Genomic DNA, 19,476 nt, shown 5'->3' with positions numbered 1-19,476 from the left:
TGCTACATTTGTATTAAAAATTGTTGTAATTTAGGAATAAAGTCAAAGTAAATTTTCAATTATGTCAAAATTTGGAGAACTTATCAACGCCTCAGTACCAGTCTTAATTGATTTTTATACAGATTGGAATGAACAGTCTGTATCGATGCATCCTGTTATCAGAGACGTAGCTGCTGCTTTGGGTGACAAGGCAAAAGTGATTAAGATTGATGTGGACAAAAATCAAGAGTTGGCAGACGCTTTGCGTATTAAAGGGCTCCCTACGCTTATGATATACAAAGAAGGACAGATGATCTGGAGGCAATCTGGAGAACTTGATGCGAACACCATTATCGGCTTGGTTCAAGAACAGCTTTAATCAATCCTGTCAAAAACAAATCCTTTATTTTTTAGATAGCGTATTGCTTCGGGTAATGCAAATTTAAGGTTGTCAAACGCCTTTATGCTGTCATGGAAAACAATCACGCTCCCAGAAGCAGTGTTTTTTGTAACATTCTTCAGACATTTTTTCGGCGAGATGTTTTTATCATAATCTACGCTTATTACATCCCACATTACAATCTTGTATCCTAATTGTCGCAATATTTTGGCCTGCGAGAATTTTATCTTCCCATAAGGCGGACGAAAAAGCTTTGATCTTCGGTCACTATCTTTGGTGTACTCTTTTATAATTCGCTCGCACGACTTGGTGTTTTCAATATAATCTTCCTTAGCTGTTTTCCAGCCTTTAAGATGATTGTATGTGTGGTTTCCAATAGCATGTCCCTCTTGAAGCACTTTTTGAAAGATGTCGGGATACTTTTCTATATTATTCCCTATGCAGAAGAATGTCGCTTTTATATCCTGCTCTTTCAATAGTTTTAAAACCCATTCTGTGATTTCGGGAGTAGGCCCGTCATCAAAAGTAAGATAGATCTTATTTGCATTGTTTGGAATGTCCCAAGTATATTTTGGAAAAAGCCACTTGATCAATCGATTTGTTTTTACCCAGAGTAAATCCATATCAAATCTTTTTAAAGAAAAAATGTGCCAATTTGTAATTTCAAATTGGCACATTTTAGGATTTTAATTTTTATTCATTGTCTCGTTCAAAACGCTTGAACATGGTGTTATAAGAGTTGAAGTCTTTTCGGCTTGCTTCATAAAACTCTTTATCGCCACGATCTTTCATGACTTCTAACAGTCCTCTATAGCGTTCGATATCGGTAACGATGTCTACGTAATAATCATTCTGTTCGGTTGCTGAGAACGTTTTGAAATACGTCAGATTTTCTTGATATTTCTTTATCAGTTTTTTCAAGATGTCTCTGGCTTTTTCTTTTTCGCCTATTTCATAATAGCCGCCAGCGAATGGTTCTACAAAAGCATAATAACCATATTGGTCGATTGGCATTTCTTTCATAGCCAGATCAATAATGTCTTTTGCTTTTTTAGGTTTGCCTTCGTTGATAAGCTGTTCCATCAATCGCGCTAGGTTCGTTCTGTAGCTGATGCTGTTCTTGCGTGTTTCTGGGTCGTGGTAGATTTTTGTGCTTCCGCCATTGCCCCAGTCCCATTTCATTACGATATCATACATTTTGTCAGAATCAATCTGTCCCATGTCCATCGGACTTGGTGCTTTTTCCATAGATGTTTTTACCGGTACTAGCTTGTAAACCATTCCGTCTAATTGGAGGTAGTTTTTCATCCAAAGGTAATCGTCGTCTCCAAAGCTTCCGCCTGTGAAATAGATTGGACGTTTCCAGTTATTGTTGGCTACGACATTCAACATCATCAATCGGTTTTTGTACAAAGCATTATCTTTAATGTCAATGTCGATATACGGCACGATCGAATCATAATATTTAGGAGAAACTACTTTGTTGGCTATAATTTCTTCCTTGTTGATAGGAATCCTGATTTTGTTTGTTGGGAAATAATGGATTTTTTGACCATTAGGAATCTCATACAATGCTCTAGGGTCATTAAGAGAAAGGAAGTTCATAAAGTCGTTGATGTTCCATCTCTTCTCCGTCTGCGGCCTGTGGATGGAATAATCCAGCTTGTCGCCGACATATTGTTCGTGCTTGAAAGTTATCGGCAATGGTTCCGATTCATATGCTTTAGCCTTCATTTGGTCGATATACCAATCTGTCATGAAAAGGCTGGTGTTTACGATACGGATATCTGTACGTACTTTTTCAATTTCTTGAGCATACCATAACGGGAACGTATCGTTATCACCAATGGTGAATAGAATCGCATTAGGTTCGCAAGAATTCAGATAGGCTTTTGCCATGGCAATTGCGGTATATTTTCCAGAACGGTCATGGTCGTCCCAGTTTTGAGAAGCCATTAGGACTGGAGCTGCCAATAGCGTGGTGGCGATAACAACTGGTCCTGCAATCTTTGGATTGAGCCATTTTTTGATAAAATCGAATATTGCATAGACACCAAATCCGATCCAGATTGCAAAAACATAGAACGATCCTACCAAGGCGTAATCTCTTTCGCGAGGTTCAAACGGCCTTTCGTTAAGATAAATTTTCAATGCCAGTCCAGTGAATAAAAACAAGGCTAGCAATACATAAAAGCCTTTAAGGTCTTTGTTGGCGTGATAGATTAATCCAATGATTCCAAGTATAAAAGGCAAGAAAAAGTATAAATTTCGTCCTTTGTTGTTTAAGACATCTGCAGGAAGATTCTCCTGAGAGCCTAAGCGAGCTTCGTCAATAAATTTGACACCACTCATCCAGTTTCCATCTAGATTGTCATATTTTCCTTGGTTGTCGTTTTGCCTTCCTGTGAAATTCCACATCAAATATCTCCAATACATATAGCCGAATTGGTATTCAAACATGAATTTGATATTGTCCGCAGTTGTCGGCTTGTCAATAATCAGATAATCGCCATAAGATTTCAGGAATTTGTGGTATCCTTCCGTATCAATTTGTCCAGAAGCATAGGCTCTTCTGAATTCTGCTACATTTTTCTCCATTTCGGCACGCAATTGTGACGTATAGTGTGCCAATTCTTCTTCAGACAAATCATTAGGATTGATGCCATATCTTGGCAATTCTTCTTCGTAAGCATAGTTAGGATCCATTCTGAAATTCAAGACATGCGTGAATGTCATATAGTTTTCGGCATGTTCCGGGCTCCACATTCTTGGAAGGAATGTCTTATGATTGTCGTCTGTATTCTGCTCGGCATTTTTGTAATTGTTTACAATCACATATTTTCCGGTTTTGTAATCTCTTTCGTAGTTAGGCGCTTTGTCTAAATACGGGTTTTTCTTGTCCAATCCAGCATACGTATCAGAAAACTGTGGTCCGTAGAATAATGGATTTACTCCGTATTGTTCCCTGTTATAGTAAGCCAAAACCTCTCTAGCATCCGAAGGCTTGTTCTCGTTGATAACGGTGTTTGCGTTGGCGCGAATCGGAAGCATCATCCATGTTGAAAATCCGATTAAAATAAACAGGATGCACAAAATCATCGTGTTGTATTGTACATAACCTTTTTGCTTCGTGTATTTTAATCCGAAATAGAAAGCGGCTACGAATAAAAGCGCTACAAAAATAGTCCCTGAATCAAATGGCATTCCTAGGCTGTTGACCATAAAAACTTCGGTTTTTCCGAAGAATCCCATCGTCAATGGTAAAAGCAACTTGAATATGAAAAGCAAGATAGAAACTACTACGATATTTGCAATGATGAAATTTTTGACCGTAACCGTCTTATAGTGTTTAAAGTAGTATAAAAATCCAATAGAAGGAATCGTAAGCAAGGCCATGAAATGGACACCGAAAGAAAGTCCTACGATTAATGAAATCAGCAATAGCCATCGGTTTCCGCGTGGCGTATCCATATCTTGTTCCCAACGCAATCCAAGCCAGAATAATACGGCTATCAGCAAACTTGCCATGGCATAAACTTCAGCTTCTACAGCATTAAACCAGAAACTATCAGAGAAAGTATAGGCTAAAGAACCTACAAAAGCACTTCCTAAAATGGCAATAGCAGTGTTAGTATCGATTTCTGAAAATCTAGAAACAAGCTTTTTTAATAACATGGTCAATGACCAAAACATAAAAAGAATGGTAAATGCACTTGAAAAAACGGACATCATATTGACCATTAATGCGACTTTTGAAGCATCTGTAGCAAACATGGCAAAGAAGGCGCCCATCATTTGATAAAGAGGAGCTCCAGGAGGGTGTCCTACCTCAAGTTTTGCTGCTGTAGAGATGTATTCGCCGCAATCCCAGAAACTTAATGTGGGTTCAACAGTCAGGGAGTAAGTCACTAATGCAATCGCAAAAACCGACCATCCCAAAATTGTATTCCATTTTTTAAAGTTGAAAGATACCATAGAGAACTAATAAAATTTATACTTGCAAAGAAAATGCTTTTTTATTTAACGAAAAGCCAAAAAAAAAATATTCAATAAAAATTGAAGAAAAATTTGCGCAATATATTTTTTGTACTAAATTTGCACCCGCAATCAAGCAGTATTGGCTTATGGTGTAATGGTAACACAGCTGGTTTTGGTCCAGTCGTTCTAGGTTCGAGTCCTAGTAAGCCAACAAAAAACCTCTCAAGAAATTGAGAGGTTTTTTTGTTTATAATCGGTATTTTTTAGATCTTAAAAGTGACAACCGGTCTTTGTGCATGATTCACCAAATCTTCACTGATACTGCCGTTGAAAAAGTGAGAAAGACCTTTTCTTCCGTGAGTACTCATTCCAATCAAATCGGCATCGATGCTTTTTGCGAAATTGAGGATTCCTTTTTCGATATTCGTGTCGTTATAGATATGAGTCGTAAAATTGCTGACATTAAAGCTTGATACAAAATCGTGCATTATTTTCTTAGCCACATCGGTTGGCTTAAAGCTGTTCGGAGTGTTGATCATTACCAAATTAAGATGTGCATTGAATTTATTGGCAAACTCTACGACTTTTGAAAAAGAACCTTTTATTTCTTCAGAAAAATCAGAAGCAAATACGAATTTTTCTACACTGAATTCGCCTTCTTCTTTTTTGATGACCAAAACAGGGATGTCAGAAGAGCGCACTACTTTTTCAGTGTTGGATCCGATGAACATTTCTTGGAAGCCACTCGCTCCATGAGAACCCATCACGATTAAATCTACGTTATTTTTTTTGCTGATATTGATGATTCCTTCGAATGTTTTTTCAAACTGTATGATTTCAGAAACAGAGATTCCTTCAAGATAGCTGATGTCCATCAGGCTTTCTAATTTTTCAATAGCCTTGTTTTTGAAAAACATGATTTCAGGGATGTCGCTACCAGACCCAATTGCATCGCTTCCTTGTCCTGGAAGCTCCAGCATGTGAAGGAGAACGATCTCGCCATTGTTGTTTTTTGCTATCTGTGCCGCAACTTTTAAAGCATATTCTGCATGATCAGAAAAATCGGTTGGAACTAAAATTTTTTTCATAATTTTGAGTGTAAGGTTGTATGAAAGATAGTTTGTTTTTCTTACATAAAGGTAAGAATTTAATTTAACATGGCACAATATACTACAATGATTTTCAATATAGAAAAAAAACACTATATTTGCACCGTTATTTATTAAAACTTAAATAATGAGGGGACTAATTGTCCCCTCTTTTTATAAAAATATGACATTTAAAGAAAAAGTTAGCGAGTTATTAAATGCAGGTCTTGAAGAAAAGCCGTCGATCTTTCTTATTGATCTTTCAATTACAGATGCTTTCAAAATTATTGTTACTTTAGATGGAGATAATGGCGTAACTTTGCAAGACTGTATTGATATCAGCCGTGCTATTGAACATAATCTCGATAGAGAAGAACAAGATTTTTCTTTGGAGGTAGCCTCAGGAGGTGTTTCAGCTCCATTGAAATTAGTAAGGCAGTATAAGAAAAATATCGGCAGGACTTTACAAGTGAAGACTGCAACTGAAATCATAACTGCAGAACTTGTTGATGCGAATGATGAATTTATCACATTGACATGGACTGCCAGAGAACCAAAAAAAATAGGTAAAGGAAAAGAAACTGTTGAAAAAAGACAAGAACTTCCGTATACCGACATAAAAGAAGCAATTGTTACAATAACATTTTAATTTAAAGAATAGGCATGGAGAATATTGCATTAATCGAGTCATTTTCAGAGTTCAAAGACGACAAGCTAATTGATCGTGTAACGCTTATGGCGATTTTGGAAGATGTGTTTAGAAATGCATTGAAAAAGAAGTATGGTTCTGATGATAATTTCGATATCATTATCAATCCTGATAAAGGCGATATGGAAATTTGGAGAAGAAGAGTTATTGTTGCAGACGAAGATCTAGATTTCGAAAATGAAGAGATTACATTAACCGAAGCAAGAAAGATTGAGCCGGATTTCGAGATTGGAGAAGAAGTTTCTGAAGAAGTAAAATTAATCGATTTAGGAAGAAGAGCTATCTTAGCGTTACGCCAAAATCTGATTTCAAAAATACACGAACACGATAATACGAATCTTTATAAGCAATTTAAAGATTTAATTGGCGATATTTATACTGCCGAAGTACATCACGTTCGTCCAAGAGCTGTAATTTTGGTGGATGATGAAGGGAACGAAATCGTACTTCCAAAAGAAAAACAAATTCCATCTGACTTTTTCAGAAAAGGAGATAATGTTAGAGGAATCATTGAAAATGTGGAATTAAAAGGGAACAAGCCTCAAATTATCATGTCTAGAACTTCGGAGAAGTTTTTAGAAAAATTGTTTGAGCAAGAAATTCCTGAGGTTTTCGACGGTTTGATTACGATCAAAGGCGTGGTTAGAATTCCAGGTGAAAAAGCAAAAGTAGCTGTTGATTCGTATGATGACAGAATTGATCCAGTTGGAGCCTGCGTAGGTATGAAAGGTTCAAGAATCCACGGCATTGTTCGTGAACTTGGAAACGAAAATATCGACGTTATCAATTATACAACAAACACGCAGCTGTTTATAACAAGAGCATTAAGCCCTGCAAAAGTTTCTTCAATCAAAATCAACGAAGAAACCAAAAGAGCTGATGTTTTCTTGAAGTTAGAAGAAGTGTCGAAAGCCATCGGTAGAGGAGGTCATAATATCAAATTGGCTGGACTTTTGACAGGATATGAATTAGATGTTATCCGTGAAGGTAATATCGCAGAAGAAGAGGACGATGTTGAATTAACTGAATTCTCTGACGAAATTGAAGCTTGGGTAATCGAAGAATTCGCGAAAATCGGATTGGATACCGCAAGAAGCATCTTAAAACAAGATGTGAATGATTTAGTCAGAAGAACCGATTTAGAAGAAGAGACGATCCTTGATGTGATAAGGATTTTGAAAGAAGAGTTCGAAGACTAAATTCACAACAACACAACAAAAAAGGTAATAATAAAAAGGTTTTATGTCTGAAGAGAGAGTAATAAGAATTAACAAGGTTTTAAGGGAATTGAATATTTCGTTAGATAGGGCCGTTGATTATCTAAAAGATAAGGGAATTGCTATTGATGCAAACCCAAACGCGAAAATATCTGACAAGGAATACGATATTCTGCAAAGTCAATTTGCTGGCGATAAAGGGAAAAAAGAGGCTTCTAAAGAAGTTGGAGAAGAAAAAAGGAAAGAGAAAGAAGCATTGCGTGTAGAAAGAGAGCGCGAAATAGAGGAGAAACGCAAGCAAGAGGAAGAGCGCCAACGTCAAGAAGTTATCAAAGCTAAGGCTGTTTTGTCTGGTCCGAAGCAAGTTGGAAAAATCGATTTGGAGCCAAAATCTCCTGCGGTAGAGCCAGCACCAAAAGCCACTGAACCGACTCCAGCTCCAGAAAAACCTGCTGAACCAGTCAAAGAAGCTCCTGTTGAAAAACAAGAAGTTTCAAAACCGGTTGAGCCAAAACCAGTTGTTGCTCCAAAAGCTGAAACCGTAAAAGAAGAAGCGAAACCTGAAGTTGCTCCTGTTGCCAAAAAAGAGGACAAAAAAGAAACTCCTGAAGCAAAAGCAACACCAGAAGGTGATCAGCCTGCTGAAGAAGCAATCGCTACACAATACCAAAAATTATCGGGTACTACTTTTACTGGACAGACTATTGACTTATCTCAATTCAATAAGCCTAAAAAGAAAAAAGAAGAGCCGAAAATTGTTCCAAACAAGCCAGGTGCTCCAGGAGCAGCAGGTGCCAATGCGAACAATAATAATAAAAACAAGAGAAAAAGAATTCCAGGAAAGCCAGGCGCGCCACAAACAGGCGGACAGCCAGGTCAAGGCGGCGGAAATGCTATTCGTCCGAACAGCAATAATAATGCTGGCGGAAACAATGCAAACAGAAGCGCTAGGCCAGGTTTCGTAAAAGGTAACAGACCGGCTATTGTAGCAAAAGTTGAGCCTACGGAAGAAGAAGTTAAAAACCAAATTAGAGAGACTTTAGAGAAACTTCAAGGAAAAGGAAGCAAATCTAAAGCGGCTAAATATAGAAGAGATAAAAGAGATACGCACCGTCAAAAATCGGATGACGAACAAAGAGCATTCGAAGAAGGAAGCAAAACAATCAAGGTAACAGAATTCGTTACTGTAGGAGAAGTTGCTATCATGATGGATGTGCCGATTACAAAAGTAATTGGAACGTGTATGGCACTTGGAATCATGGTAACCATGAACCAGCGTCTAGATGCGGAAACTCTGACAATTGTTGCCGATGAGTTTGGTTATGATGTTGAATTCATCACGACAGAACTTGAAGAAGCAATCCAAACTGTTGAAGACAAGCCAGAAGACTTAGTTTATAGAGCGCCTATCGTAACCGTAATGGGTCACGTCGATCACGGTAAGACATCTTTGCTGGATTATATCCGTGAAGAAAACGTAATCGCTGGCGAGTCTGGTGGAATCACGCAGCATATTGGTGCTTACGGTGTTACTTTAGAAAACGGACAAAAAATCGCTTTCCTTGATACTCCAGGTCACGAGGCGTTTACCGCGATGCGTGCCCGTGGTGCTCAGGTAACCGACGTTGCAATTATCGTAATTGCAGCGGATGATGATATCATGCCACAAACAAAAGAAGCGATTAGCCATGCGCAAGCAGCTAATGTGCCGATTATTTTCGCAATCAATAAAGTGGATAAGCCTACGGCAAATCCTGAAAAGATAAAAGAAAGATTAGCAGGGATGAACTTGCTTGTAGAAGACTGGGGAGGAAAAATCCAATCTCATGATATTTCTGCAAAAACAGGTTTAGGTGTAAAAGAATTGCTAGAAAAAGTATTGCTTGAGGCAGAACTTTTAGATTTGAAGGCAAATCCGAACAAGCCTGCAACTGGAACTGTTGTTGAAGCCTTCCTTGATAAAGGTAGAGGTTATATCTCTACAGTTTTAGTTCAAGACGGAACTTTAAAAGTAGGTGATTATATGCTTGCCGGTAAACATCACGGTAAAGTAAAAGCAATGCATGATGAACGTGGAAACGTAATCAAAGAAGCTGGACCTTCGACTCCAATATCTGTTTTAGGTTTGGATGGAGCGGCAACAGCAGGTGATAAGTTCAACGTTTTTGAAGACGAAAAAGAAGCGAAACAAATCGCCGCAAAACGTACGCAGTTGATGCGTGAGCAGTCTGTACGTACGCAAAGACACATTACGTTGGCCGAAATCGGACGTCGTATCGCACTTGGCCAATTCAAAGAGTTGAACATTATCTTGAAAGGTGACGTGGATGGTTCTGTAGAAGCATTGTCTGACTCGTTCTCTAAATTATCGACAGAAGAAATACAAATCAATATCATCCATAAAGGAGTTGGTGCGATTACAGAAACCGATGTTATGTTGGCGTCTGCTTCAGATGCGATCATTATCGGATTTAACGTAAGGCCAGCTGGTAATGCGAAACAATTAGCTGACAAAGAAGAAATCGATATCCGTAACTACTCGATCATCTATGATGCAATCGATGACTTGAAAGATGCAATGGAAGGAATGTTGTCTCCAGAGATGAAAGAAGAGATTACAGGAACTGCCGAAATCCGTGAAACATTCAAGATTTCTAAAGTTGGAACAATTGCTGGATGTATGGTTACAGATGGTAAAATCTTCAGAAGCTCTAGAATCCGCTTGATCCGTGAAGGTGTCGTAATTTACACAGGTGAATTAGCAACGCTGAAACGTTTCAAAGACGATGTGAAAGAAGTAGCTAAGGGTTATGACTGTGGTATCCAAATCAAAGGTTACAATGACATTGAACAGTATGATATTATCGAAGCCTTCCAAGAAGTAGCCGTTAAGAAAAAACTGAAATAATTTAGGTTGTTAAGCAACCAATAAAAAATCCCGATGGAAACATCGGGATTTTTTTTGTTTTATAGGCTTTAGAAATCTACTACATTACTTACTTGGCTTTATAACCAATGCGTTTGGGTATTTCCTTTTCAGGTCCATAAGATTGCGTTCCGCTTCGATTTTTGTCTTAAAATTTCCGATCCAAACTTTATAAGTTGGAGTGTTGAAAACGATCGTTCCGTCGAGATTTTTAAACTCCTTTTTGAATTCCTGAAGCATTTTTTTTGCATTCTCGCTGTCGCCATTAAAAATTTGGATTTTATAACGCTCGTTAACTGTTAAAGAAGAGTTGATTTTGCGCTTTTCATTCAACAATTGCTCGAATTTTGGGTCTTGTGTGACCTTAATATTTCTTTCTTGTGAATGAGCAGAAATTGTTAAAAACGCTATGAAAGAAACATTTATGAATAGGGATTTTTGACTTAAAATTCTCATAATGAAGTTAATTTTATACAAATGTAATATTTCTGCTTTTAACCAAATCTAAAAAAATTATTTAGAATTAATATAAATTGATATTTAAGACTTATTTAAGGTTTTGAGAATAGTTCATAAGTCGTATTTTTGTGCAAAGTTTTAAAGAACGTATTGAATTTTCTCATTTTTCTGTAGAGAAAAAACCATACCAAATTTAGTCGATAATCATTTTAAATATGAAAAAGGTGGGTAACCATAATTCGATTTCAAGAATATTACTGTTCAGTTTAGCGCTAATGCTAACATTTTCCGTTTCATCTTTTGCTCAAGAACCAGCTGCTGCTCCAGCTGCCGAAGCTGCAGCTCCTGCTGCGGGTGCCGGCGATGCTGCTGCGGGTAAAGCTCTTTTCAATGCCAACTGTGCTGCGTGTCATAAATTAGACGCGAAGATGACAGGTCCTGCTTTGAGAGGCGTGACTGAAAGACATGATAAAAAATGGCTTCATGCTTGGATTAAAGATAGCCAGGCTATGATCAAATCAGGAGATGCTGCTGCGGTAAAAGTCTTTAATGAGAATAACAAGTCTGTAATGACTGCATTTCCTCAATTGTCTGATGCGGATATTGATAATATTTTAGCTTATACATCTGAGCCAAAAGCTGAAAAGCCTGCTGTAGCAGGTGGGTCTGAAACCGGAGGAATGGAGCAAGGCGGTGTAGGTGTTTCTAATAACGTTATACTTGGTGCTTTAGCTCTTGTTATGGTGATGTTGGTTGTAATGTTGTTCTTGGTGAACAATGTTCTTGGCAAGATTGCTAAAGCAAACGGAGTAGAGCCAGTTAAAAAAGAGCCTACAACTCCAATTTGGGTAGCTTTTGCTAGAAACCAATTCTTGGTTTTGGTAACTGCAATCTTCTTGTTGCTGGCTAGCGGATACTTTGTGTATGGTTATTTGATGCAGGTTGGTGTTGATCAAGGATATCAGCCAATCCAGCCAATCCACTATTCTCACAAAATCCACGCTGGAGATAACGGTATCGATTGTAAATACTGTCACTCTTCTGCTCGTGTTAGTAAAAATGCAGGTATTCCTTCTTTGAATGTTTGTATGAACTGCCACAAAAATATCTCTGAAGTTGCTGAAACTACTGGGACTCCAGAACACAGCAAAGCATTCTATGATGGAGAAATCCAAAAATTATACGATGCAGTAGGCTGGGATAAAGCGACTCAAAAATATACTGGAAAAACACAACCTGTGAAATGGGTTAGAATTCATAATCTTCCTGACTTTGTGTACTTCAATCACTCTCAGCACGTTTCTGTTGCTGGTGTTGAGTGCCAAACTTGCCACGGTCCAGTTGAAACATTAGAAATCATGGAACAACATTCTCCATTGACAATGGGATGGTGTGTTGATTGCCACCGTAAGACTGATGTGAAAATGGAAGGTAATGCTTACTATGACAAAATCCACGCAGAACTTGCTAAGAAATATGGCAAAGACAAACTTACTGCCGCTGAAATGGGCGGATTGGAATGCGGTAAGTGTCACTATTAATCAATTATTAAGTAGCTAATATATATATACGATGTCATCAAACAAAAAATACTGGAAAAGTGTTGAAGAACTAAACGATAATAGTTCTATTGTTGAGACGCTCAGAAATAACGAATTCGCAGAACCAATTCCTGTCGAAGAGTTTTTAGGAGACAAAGAATCATTATCAGCATCATCAACATCACGTCGTGATTTCTTAAAATATGTAGGATTTAGTACAGCAGCAGCCTCTTTAGCAGCTTGCGAAGGTCCGGTAATTAAGTCGATTCCTTACGTGGTACAGCCAGAAGAAATTATTCCTGGAGTTGCAGATTTCTACGCAACAACTATGGCTGACGGATTTGATTTTGCTAATATCTTAATCAAGACACGCGAAGGTCGTCCGATCAAAGTTGAAAATAATACAATCGACGGAGTAAAACTTAGCGCAAACGCCAGAGTTCATGCTTCTGTTCTTTCTTTATATGATAATACTCGTTTAAAACAGCCAAAAATTGCAAAAAAATCAGCTTCTTGGTCTGATGTTGATGCAAAAGTAAAAGCGAGCTTAAACGATGCTAAAGCAAAAGGCGGTCAAGTAGTATTGCTTACGAATACTATGGCAAGCCCATCTACAGATAAATTGATTGCTGAATTTATCGCAAAAAACCCATCTGCAAAACATATCGTATACGATGCTGTTTCTGAATCAAATGCCTTGGATGCTTTCCAAATGGTATACGGGGAAAGAGCTTTGGCAGATTACGATTTCTCTAAATCAGAGGTTATCGTTTCTGTAGGAGCTGATTTCTTAGGAGACTGGCAAGGTGGCGGATTTGATTCTGGATATGCAAAAGGACGTGTTCCGAAAAACGGAAAAATGTCGAAGCACATCCAATTGGAATCAAACATGTCTTTATCAGGAGCAAATGCTGATAAACGTATTCCATTGACAATTACTGACCAAAAGCATGCTTTGGTTAAAATTTATAATATCATTACAGGATTTTCTGTTGGAACTCAAAAAGTAGCAAGAGAAGAAGAAGTAATGAAAGCGGCACAGCAACTTAAATCAGCAGGATCAAAAGGAGTTTTGGTTTCTGGTTTAGATGATTTGAATGCACAATTGCTTGTATTTGCAATTAACAATGCATTAAAATCAGAAGCATTCAATCCTTCTGGTGCTAGATTGACTAGAAAAGGAAATGCTAAAGCTGTTGCGCAATTAGTGGCTGACATGAAAGCTGGAAGCGTTCACACGTTGATCATGAGCGGTGTGAATCCAGTGTATACATTAGCTGCTTCAAAAGATTTCGCTGAAGGCTTGAAAAAAGTAAGCTTGTCTGTAGCATTTTCTTTAAAAGAAGATGAAACAGCGGTACTTTCTTCAATTGCTGCTCCAGCGCCTCACTACTTAGAATCTTGGGGTGACGTAACAATTTCTAAAGGAAATTATAGCATCACGCAGCCAACGATTCGTCCTTTATTCGATACAAGACAGTTTCAGGAAGCTTTATTGCTTTGGTCTGATAACAGTACCGCATATTACGATTACCTTAAAGCGGTTGCGACTTCAATCGCTACAGGAACAACTTGGAATAAATTAGTCCATGACGGAATTTATTCTACACCTATAACTGGTGCGACTGCTGGTTCAGCTGATTTCGGAGGTGCTGCTTCAACTTTAGCGCAAGCTAAAAAGGCAGGCGATTTCGAATTGGTATTGTACACTAAAACAGGAATGGGAGACGGTCAGCAAGCCAACAATCCTTGGTTGCAAGAGTTCCCTGATCCAATCACGCGTGTTTCTTGGGATAACTACGTTACAATTTCAAAAGCTGATGCTACAAGATTAAGTTTAGAAAACTATAATGTTGCTAACGGTGGTTTGAATGGTAGCTATGTTGACATCGAAGTTGGCGGTGTGAAATTGGAAAAAGTTCCGGTAATTATCCAGCCAGGTCAAGCTGTCGGAACAATCGGTGTAGCTCTTGGTTACGGCCGTAAAGAATCTTTGAAAGAAGAAATGCAAATAGGTGTTAACGCCTATACATTATATGCAAATTCAAATGCAAATCAAGCTGCAAAAGTTACGAAAGTAAGCGGCGATCACGAATTTGCTTGTGTTCAGTTGCAAAGAACCTTGATGGGTAGAGGTGATATCATTAAAGAAACAACACTTGATGTTTTCGAAAAAGAAGATGCTTCTGTTTGGAATCCAGCACCGATGGTTTCTCTAGATCACAACCCTGTTAAAGCAAACACTGTCGACTTATGGGATTCATTTGATCGTTCAGTTGGACACCATTTTAAATTATCGATTGACTTAAATTCATGTACAGGTTGTGGCGCTTGCGTTATCGCTTGTCATGCAGAAAATAACGTTCCTGTTGTTGGAAAAGCTGAAGTTAGAAGAAGCCGTGATATGCACTGGTTGCGTATCGACAGATATTATTCTTCTGAGGATACTTTCGAACAAGACAACGAGAAAAAAGAAGGATTCGAAGGATTGTTCGGTGACAAAGGCTCTTTAGGAGGTTTTGGCGAAATGGAACATCCATCAGATAACCCGCAAGTTGCATTCCAGCCTGTAATGTGTCAGCACTGTAACCACGCGCCATGTGAAACTGTTTGTCCAGTTGCGGCAACTTCACACGGACGTCAAGGTCAAAACCACATGGCTTACAACAGATGTGTTGGAACTCGTTACTGTGCAAACAACTGTCCTTATAAAGTACGTCGTTTCAACTGGTTCTTGTACAACAAAAATTCAGAGTTCGATTACCACATGAATGACGATTTAGGTCGTATGGTATTGAATCCAGATGTTGTAGTTCGTTCAAGAGGGGTTATGGAAAAATGTTCTATGTGTATTCAAATGACTCAGGCAACAATCTTGAAAGCAAAACGTGATGGTAGAGCAATTAAGGATGGCGAATTCCAAACTGCTTGTTCTGCTGCATGTACATCAGGATCTATGATGTTTGGTGATGTAAATGATAAAGAAAGTAAAATTGCAGATTTAGAGCAAGATAACAGAATGTATCATTTGTTAGAGCACGTTGGAACAAAACCGAACGTATTCTATCATGTAAAAGTTAGAAATACCTAGTCAATAAATAATTAATTAAGAAACAAGATAAAGGATTATGTCGTCTCACTACGAAGCACCCATTAGAAAACCTTTAGTTATAGGTGATAAATCTTATCACGACGTAACAGTAGATGTAGCTGCACCTGTTGAAGGTAGAGCGAACAAACAATGGTGGATTGTATTTTCAATCGCACTAGTCGCTTTCCTTTGGGGACTCGGCTGTATCATATACACCATATCTACTGGTATCGGTTCATGGGGATTAAATAAAACAGTTGGCTGGGCTTGGGATATCACGAACTTCGTTTGGTGGGTTGGTATCGGTCACGCAGGAACTCTGATTTCCGCAGTACTTTTATTATTCCGTCAAAAATGGAGAATGGCGATTAACCGTTCTGCAGAAGCAATGACCATTTTCTCGGTTGTTCAAGCAGGTTTGTTCCCGATTATCCACATGGGTCGCCCATGGTTAGGATACTGGGTATTGCCGATTCCAAACCAATTCGGATCCCTTTGGGTTAACTTTAACTCGCCGTTGCTTTGGGACGTATTTGCGATTTCTACTTACCTTTCCGTATCGCTAGTTTTCTGGTGGACAGGTTTGCTTCCGGATTTCGCAATGCTAAGAGACAGAGCAATCACTCCTTTTACAAAAAGAATTTATTCTATCTTGAGCTTCGGTTGGAGCGGAAGAGCAAAAGACTGGCAACGTTTCGAAGAAGTATCTTTGGTTCTTGCAGGTTTGGCAACGCCACTTGTACTTTCTGTACACACGATCGTATCTTTTGACTTCGCAACATCCGTAATTCCAGGATGGCATACAACAATCTTCCCTCCATACTTCGTTGCTGGAGCGGTATTCTCAGGATTCGCGATGGTAAACACCTTGCTGATCATCATGAGAAAAGTTTCTAACCTAGAAGCTTACATTACACTACAACATATCGAATTGATGAACATCGTAATCATGATTACAGGTTCTATCGTTGGTGTGGCTTATATCACTGAGTTGTTCGTTGCATGGTATTCAGGTGTTGAATACGAACAATATGCCTTCTTGAACAGAGCAACAGGTCCTTATGCTTGGGCTTACTGGGCAATGATGACTTGCAACGTGTTCTCTCCTCAGTTCATGTGGTTCAAAAAATTAAGAACAAGTATCATGTTCTCTTTCGTTATCTCGATTGTGGTAAACATCGGTATGTGGTTTGAGCGTTTCGTAATTATCGTAACATCATTGCACAGAGATTACCTTCCATCTTCTTGGACAATGTTCTCGCCAACCTTCGTTGATATTGGAATATTTGTCGGAACAATCGGTTTCTTCTTTGTATTATTCCTTCTATATGCTAGATCTTTCCCTGTGATTGCTCAAGCAGAGGTTAAAACAATCTTGAAATCTTCTGGAGAAAACTATAAAAAACAAAGAGAAGAAAATAAACATTCACACCATGAGTAATAAAGTTATATACGCTATTTATAATGATGATGATGTGCTTATGGATGCCGTTAAGAAAACACGTGCTGCTCATCACCATATTGAAGAAGTTTTCACGCCTTTTCCAGTTCACGGATTGGACAAAGCAATGGGAATAGCTCCAACTCGATTGGCAATCTGCGCCTTCTTATACGGATTAGTAGGTCTGTCTGTGGCAACAACAATGATGAACTACATCATGATTTCTGACTGGCCGCAAGATATCGGTGGAAAACCAAGTTTCAGCTACATCGAAAACATGCCAGCTTTCGTTCCGGTTATGTTCGAGATGACAGTATTCTTTGCTGCCCACTTAATGGTTATTACTTTCTACATGAGAAGTAAATTATGGCCATTCAAAAAAGCAGAAAATCCAGATGTTAGAACTACAGATGACCATTTCTTGATGGAAGTTGCAGTTCACGGAGACGAGAATGAATTAGTTACATTCTTCCAAAATACTGGAGCAGTAGAAGTTAAAGTAATAGAAAAGCATTAATAGGAGATATGAAAAGTTTATATAAAATAACACTTTTGGTAGGAATTGCGATAACGGCCGTTTCTTGTCACAACAAGAAAAAGCCAAATTATCAATACTTTCCTAATATGTATGAATCAGTAGGTTATGAAACCTATTCTGAATCTAATGCTTTTAAAAACGGCAAAGAAGGACAGTTGCCTGCAAAAGGATCTATTCCAAGAGGCTTCGAACCTTATGAATATGAAAATACGACTGCTGGTTATGAATTGGCTAAAGCGAATTTGAAATCTCCTTTAGATTCTATTGCTAGAAATTCTGATAAAGGAGCAAAGCTCTTCGCAATTTATTGTGCAATCTGTCACGGTGAAAAAGGCGATGGAAAAGGAAATTTGGTGAAGAGAGAGAAATTCTTAGGAGTTCCTAGCTATGCCGATAGAGTTATCACTGAAGGTAGTGTTTTTCACGTAGAAACTTACGGATTAAATGCAATGGGTTCTCATGCTAACCAACTTACTAAAGAAGAGCGTTGGATGGTTGCAGCTTATGTGATGAAACTAAAAAGCGAATTATAATTGTAGAACAAACTGATCTTAATAGATATGTACACATTTTCAAGCAAATTAAAAACTCTTTCTATTATCCTTATGGTGTTAGGTATCCTTGGGGTAGGATATAGTTTTTTAACTGCACCAAAAAATACAGCTGAAGTAGAGGAAATCCTTAAGAAAGAAGCAGAAGAGCACGGTGGGCATCATCAAGCGGCAGGCCATGAAACGCATGACACTCATGCAGCTGCTACTGAGGTTCATGAAACACCAGTTGCAACTGCTGAAGTAAAGCCTGAAGCTAGTATGGCAGATTCAGTGCACGTTGATACAATTTCAATTTCAAAAGATACAGCACATGCAGTTGCTGCAACTGAAGAACATCATTCAGATAAAGACCACGCTGCTGTTGCGGCTCACGGTCATGACAAAGCTGAAGGCGGACACGATGTGGCACATGCAGAGCATGCAAAACACGTAGAGCACGTTTTTCACCAATTAAAAAACAAGCCATGGGCAGCAGTTTTCGTTGCGGCATTGTTTTTCATGCTGATTTCATTGGGTGCTTTAGCATTCTATGCAATCCAGCAAGTAGCTCAAGCAGGCTGGTCTCCAGTTTTGTTTAGAGTAATGCAAGGAATCACGGCTTATTTGCCATGGGGTTCTATTATCGTATTTATTCTTTTAGCATTAGGGGCTTTCCACGTTCACCACTTATATGTTTGGATGGATGCTGACTTATTAGATCCTGCAAATCCAAAATACGATAAACTAATCGCTAACAAATCAGGTTATCTTAACGAATACTTCTGGTTAATCAGAGCGGCAGTTTTCATCATCGGATGGAACCTTTACAGATATTTCTCTAGAAAAAACTGTTTGGCTCAAGACGAAGCAAGCGACAATGCTTTCTACAAAAAGAACTTCAAGATGTCTGCGGCATTCTTAGTATTCTTTATCGTTACAGAATCAATCATGTCTTGGGACTGGATTATGTCTGTTGACCCTCACTGGTTCAGTACATTGTTCGGTTGGTACGTTTTCGCAAGTTTCTTCGTAAGCGGTATCACAGTAATCGCAATGGTTACTTTGTACTTAAAATCAAGAGGATACTTAGAATATGTAAACACAAGCCACATCCACGACTTAGCGAAATTCATGTTCGGTATCAGTGTATTCTGGACGTACTTATGGTTCTCACAATTCATGTTGATCTGGTATGCAAATATCCCTGAAGAGGTAACATACTTCATCACAAGAATCGAGCAATATAACTTGCCTTTCTTCGGAATGGTTGCTATGAACTTCCTTTTCCCAGTATTGATCTTGATCAACACAGATTTCAAACGTCTGACTTGGATTGTTGTTATGGCAGGTATCGTAATCTTGGCAGGTCACTATATTGATTTCTATAACATGATCATGCCGGCAACTGTTGGTGACCGTTGGTTCATCGGAGCAGGCGAAATCGGAGCGGTATTTTTCTTCCTTGGGTTATTTATCTTTGTAGTCTTTACAGCACTTACAAAATCACCTCTATTGGCGAAAAGAAATCCATTTATCGAAGAAAGTAAACATTTTCATTATTAATATTTAAAGAAAA

General features: G+C 38.4%; 14 protein-coding genes and 1 tRNA gene. 11 read left to right on the top strand and 4 right to left on the bottom strand.

Annotation, left to right across the window (positions count from 1 at the left end):
- Positions 1-61: 61 nt before the first annotated feature.
- Positions 62-358 carry a thioredoxin family protein gene (locus CLV94_RS04960; protein ID WP_121375320.1) on the top strand — a complete coding sequence of 99 codons (297 nt, stop codon included), beginning with the start codon at positions 62-64 and terminating at the stop codon, positions 356-358.
- Here the strand turns inward: CLV94_RS04960 and CLV94_RS04955 are convergent.
- Positions 355-1,002 carry a polysaccharide deacetylase family protein gene (locus CLV94_RS04955; RefSeq protein WP_121376233.1) on the bottom strand — a complete coding sequence of 216 codons (648 nt, stop codon included), beginning with the start codon at positions 1,000-1,002 and terminating at the stop codon, positions 355-357. The genes CLV94_RS04960 and CLV94_RS04955 overlap by 4 nt on opposite strands.
- Before the next feature lie 70 nt (positions 1,003-1,072).
- Positions 1,073-4,354: a glycosyltransferase family 117 protein gene (locus CLV94_RS04950; RefSeq protein ID WP_121375319.1), complete on the bottom strand. Its 3,282-nt coding sequence runs from the start codon at positions 4,352-4,354 to the stop codon at positions 1,073-1,075.
- Between the two features lie 143 nt (positions 4,355-4,497).
- Here CLV94_RS04950 and CLV94_RS04945 point away from each other — a divergent pair.
- Positions 4,498-4,568: transfer RNA gene (locus CLV94_RS04945), tRNA-Gln, on the top strand.
- 52 nt (positions 4,569-4,620) lie between these two features.
- Here CLV94_RS04945 and CLV94_RS04940 read toward each other — a convergent pair.
- The gene (locus CLV94_RS04940; RefSeq protein ID WP_121375318.1) at positions 4,621-5,445 is read right to left on the bottom strand and encodes a universal stress protein; all 825 of its coding nucleotides are present in this window, start codon (positions 5,443-5,445) and stop codon (positions 4,621-4,623) included.
- 184 nt (positions 5,446-5,629) lie between these two features.
- Between CLV94_RS04940 and rimP the strand changes: the two genes are divergently transcribed.
- Genes rimP through infB form a run of 3 tightly spaced genes read left to right on the top strand, consistent with a single transcriptional unit; the run spans position 5,630 to position 10,279 of the window.
- A complete protein-coding gene (rimP, locus tag CLV94_RS04935; protein WP_170148750.1) occupies positions 5,630-6,094 on the top strand; it encodes a ribosome assembly cofactor RimP in 465 nt (154 codons plus the stop codon).
- 14 nt (positions 6,095-6,108) lie between these two features.
- Complete coding sequence (gene nusA, locus CLV94_RS04930; protein ID WP_121375316.1) at positions 6,109-7,353, top strand: transcription termination factor NusA; 1,245 nt, start codon at positions 6,109-6,111, stop codon at positions 7,351-7,353.
- Positions 7,354-7,396: 43 nt separating this feature from the next.
- Positions 7,397-10,279 carry a translation initiation factor IF-2 gene (infB, locus tag CLV94_RS04925; RefSeq protein ID WP_121375315.1) on the top strand — a complete coding sequence of 961 codons (2,883 nt, stop codon included), beginning with the start codon at positions 7,397-7,399 and terminating at the stop codon, positions 10,277-10,279.
- Between the two features lie 84 nt (positions 10,280-10,363).
- Here the strand turns inward: infB and CLV94_RS04920 are convergent, their stop codons facing one another.
- Positions 10,364-10,753, bottom strand: a complete 390-nt coding sequence (locus CLV94_RS04920) for an SPOR domain-containing protein (protein WP_121375314.1) — start codon at positions 10,751-10,753, stop codon at positions 10,364-10,366.
- Positions 10,754-10,971: 218 nt separating this feature from the next.
- On the opposite strand from CLV94_RS04920, the gene CLV94_RS04915 reads away from it, so the two are divergent.
- The 6 genes from CLV94_RS04915 to CLV94_RS04890 are packed head-to-tail and all read left to right on the top strand — an operon-like array spanning position 10,972 to position 19,463.
- Entirely contained in the window at positions 10,972-12,297 is a 1,326-nt protein-coding gene (locus CLV94_RS04915) for a c-type cytochrome (RefSeq protein WP_121375313.1), read from the top strand.
- A 31-nt stretch (positions 12,298-12,328) separates the two neighbouring features.
- Positions 12,329-15,388, top strand: a complete 3,060-nt coding sequence (locus CLV94_RS04910; protein WP_121375312.1) for a TAT-variant-translocated molybdopterin oxidoreductase — start codon at positions 12,329-12,331, stop codon at positions 15,386-15,388.
- A 37-nt stretch (positions 15,389-15,425) separates the two neighbouring features.
- A complete protein-coding gene (nrfD, locus tag CLV94_RS04905) occupies positions 15,426-16,829 on the top strand; it encodes an NrfD/PsrC family molybdoenzyme membrane anchor subunit (RefSeq protein WP_121375311.1) in 1,404 nt (467 codons plus the stop codon).
- Positions 16,822-17,346 (top strand): DUF3341 domain-containing protein, encoded by a 525-nt coding sequence (locus tag CLV94_RS04900; protein ID WP_121375310.1) that lies wholly within the window; start codon positions 16,822-16,824, stop codon positions 17,344-17,346. The genes nrfD and CLV94_RS04900 overlap by 8 nt, the downstream gene beginning before the upstream one ends.
- Positions 17,347-17,354: 8 nt before the next feature.
- Positions 17,355-17,900: a c-type cytochrome gene (locus tag CLV94_RS04895; protein WP_121375309.1), complete on the top strand. Its 546-nt coding sequence runs from the start codon at positions 17,355-17,357 to the stop codon at positions 17,898-17,900.
- Between the two features lie 27 nt (positions 17,901-17,927).
- Positions 17,928-19,463 carry a quinol:cytochrome C oxidoreductase gene (locus CLV94_RS04890; RefSeq protein ID WP_121375308.1) on the top strand — a complete coding sequence of 512 codons (1,536 nt, stop codon included), beginning with the start codon at positions 17,928-17,930 and terminating at the stop codon, positions 19,461-19,463.
- Positions 19,464-19,476: the final 13 nt, after the last annotated feature.

Source organism: Flavobacterium endophyticum (assembly GCF_003634455.1).
In the GTDB taxonomy this organism is placed as follows: Bacteria; Bacteroidota; Bacteroidia; order Flavobacteriales; family Flavobacteriaceae; genus Flavobacterium; species Flavobacterium endophyticum.
Note: the sequence above shows the minus strand (reverse complement) of the source record. Positions and strands in the feature narration are given on the sequence as shown.

Bases quoted from the DNA above. Each gene is read 5' to 3' on its own strand.
- CLV94_RS04940 (WP_121375318.1), bottom strand. From the start codon at position 5,445: ATGAAAAAAATTTTAGTTCCAACCGATTTTTCTGATCATGCAGAATAT.
- rimP (WP_170148750.1), top strand. From the start codon at position 5,630: ATGACATTTAAAGAAAAAGTTAGCGAGTTATTAAATGCAGGTCTTGAA.
- CLV94_RS04900 (WP_121375310.1), top strand. From the start codon at position 16,822: ATGAGTAATAAAGTTATATACGCTATTTATAATGATGATGATGTGCTT.
- CLV94_RS04920 (WP_121375314.1), bottom strand. From the start codon at position 10,753: ATGAGAATTTTAAGTCAAAAATCCCTATTCATAAATGTTTCTTTCATA.
- CLV94_RS04915 (WP_121375313.1), top strand. From the start codon at position 10,972: ATGAAAAAGGTGGGTAACCATAATTCGATTTCAAGAATATTACTGTTC.
- nusA (WP_121375316.1), top strand. From the start codon at position 6,109: ATGGAGAATATTGCATTAATCGAGTCATTTTCAGAGTTCAAAGACGAC.
- infB (WP_121375315.1), top strand. From the start codon at position 7,397: ATGTCTGAAGAGAGAGTAATAAGAATTAACAAGGTTTTAAGGGAATTG.
- CLV94_RS04895 (WP_121375309.1), top strand. From the start codon at position 17,355: ATGAAAAGTTTATATAAAATAACACTTTTGGTAGGAATTGCGATAACG.
- nrfD (WP_121375311.1), top strand. From the start codon at position 15,426: ATGTCGTCTCACTACGAAGCACCCATTAGAAAACCTTTAGTTATAGGT.
- CLV94_RS04910 (WP_121375312.1), top strand. From the start codon at position 12,329: ATGTCATCAAACAAAAAATACTGGAAAAGTGTTGAAGAACTAAACGAT.
- CLV94_RS04955 (WP_121376233.1), bottom strand. From the start codon at position 1,002: ATGGATTTACTCTGGGTAAAAACAAATCGATTGATCAAGTGGCTTTTT.
- CLV94_RS04960 (WP_121375320.1), top strand. From the start codon at position 62: ATGTCAAAATTTGGAGAACTTATCAACGCCTCAGTACCAGTCTTAATT.
- CLV94_RS04890 (WP_121375308.1), top strand. From the start codon at position 17,928: ATGTACACATTTTCAAGCAAATTAAAAACTCTTTCTATTATCCTTATG.
- CLV94_RS04950 (WP_121375319.1), bottom strand. From the start codon at position 4,354: ATGGTATCTTTCAACTTTAAAAAATGGAATACAATTTTGGGATGGTCG.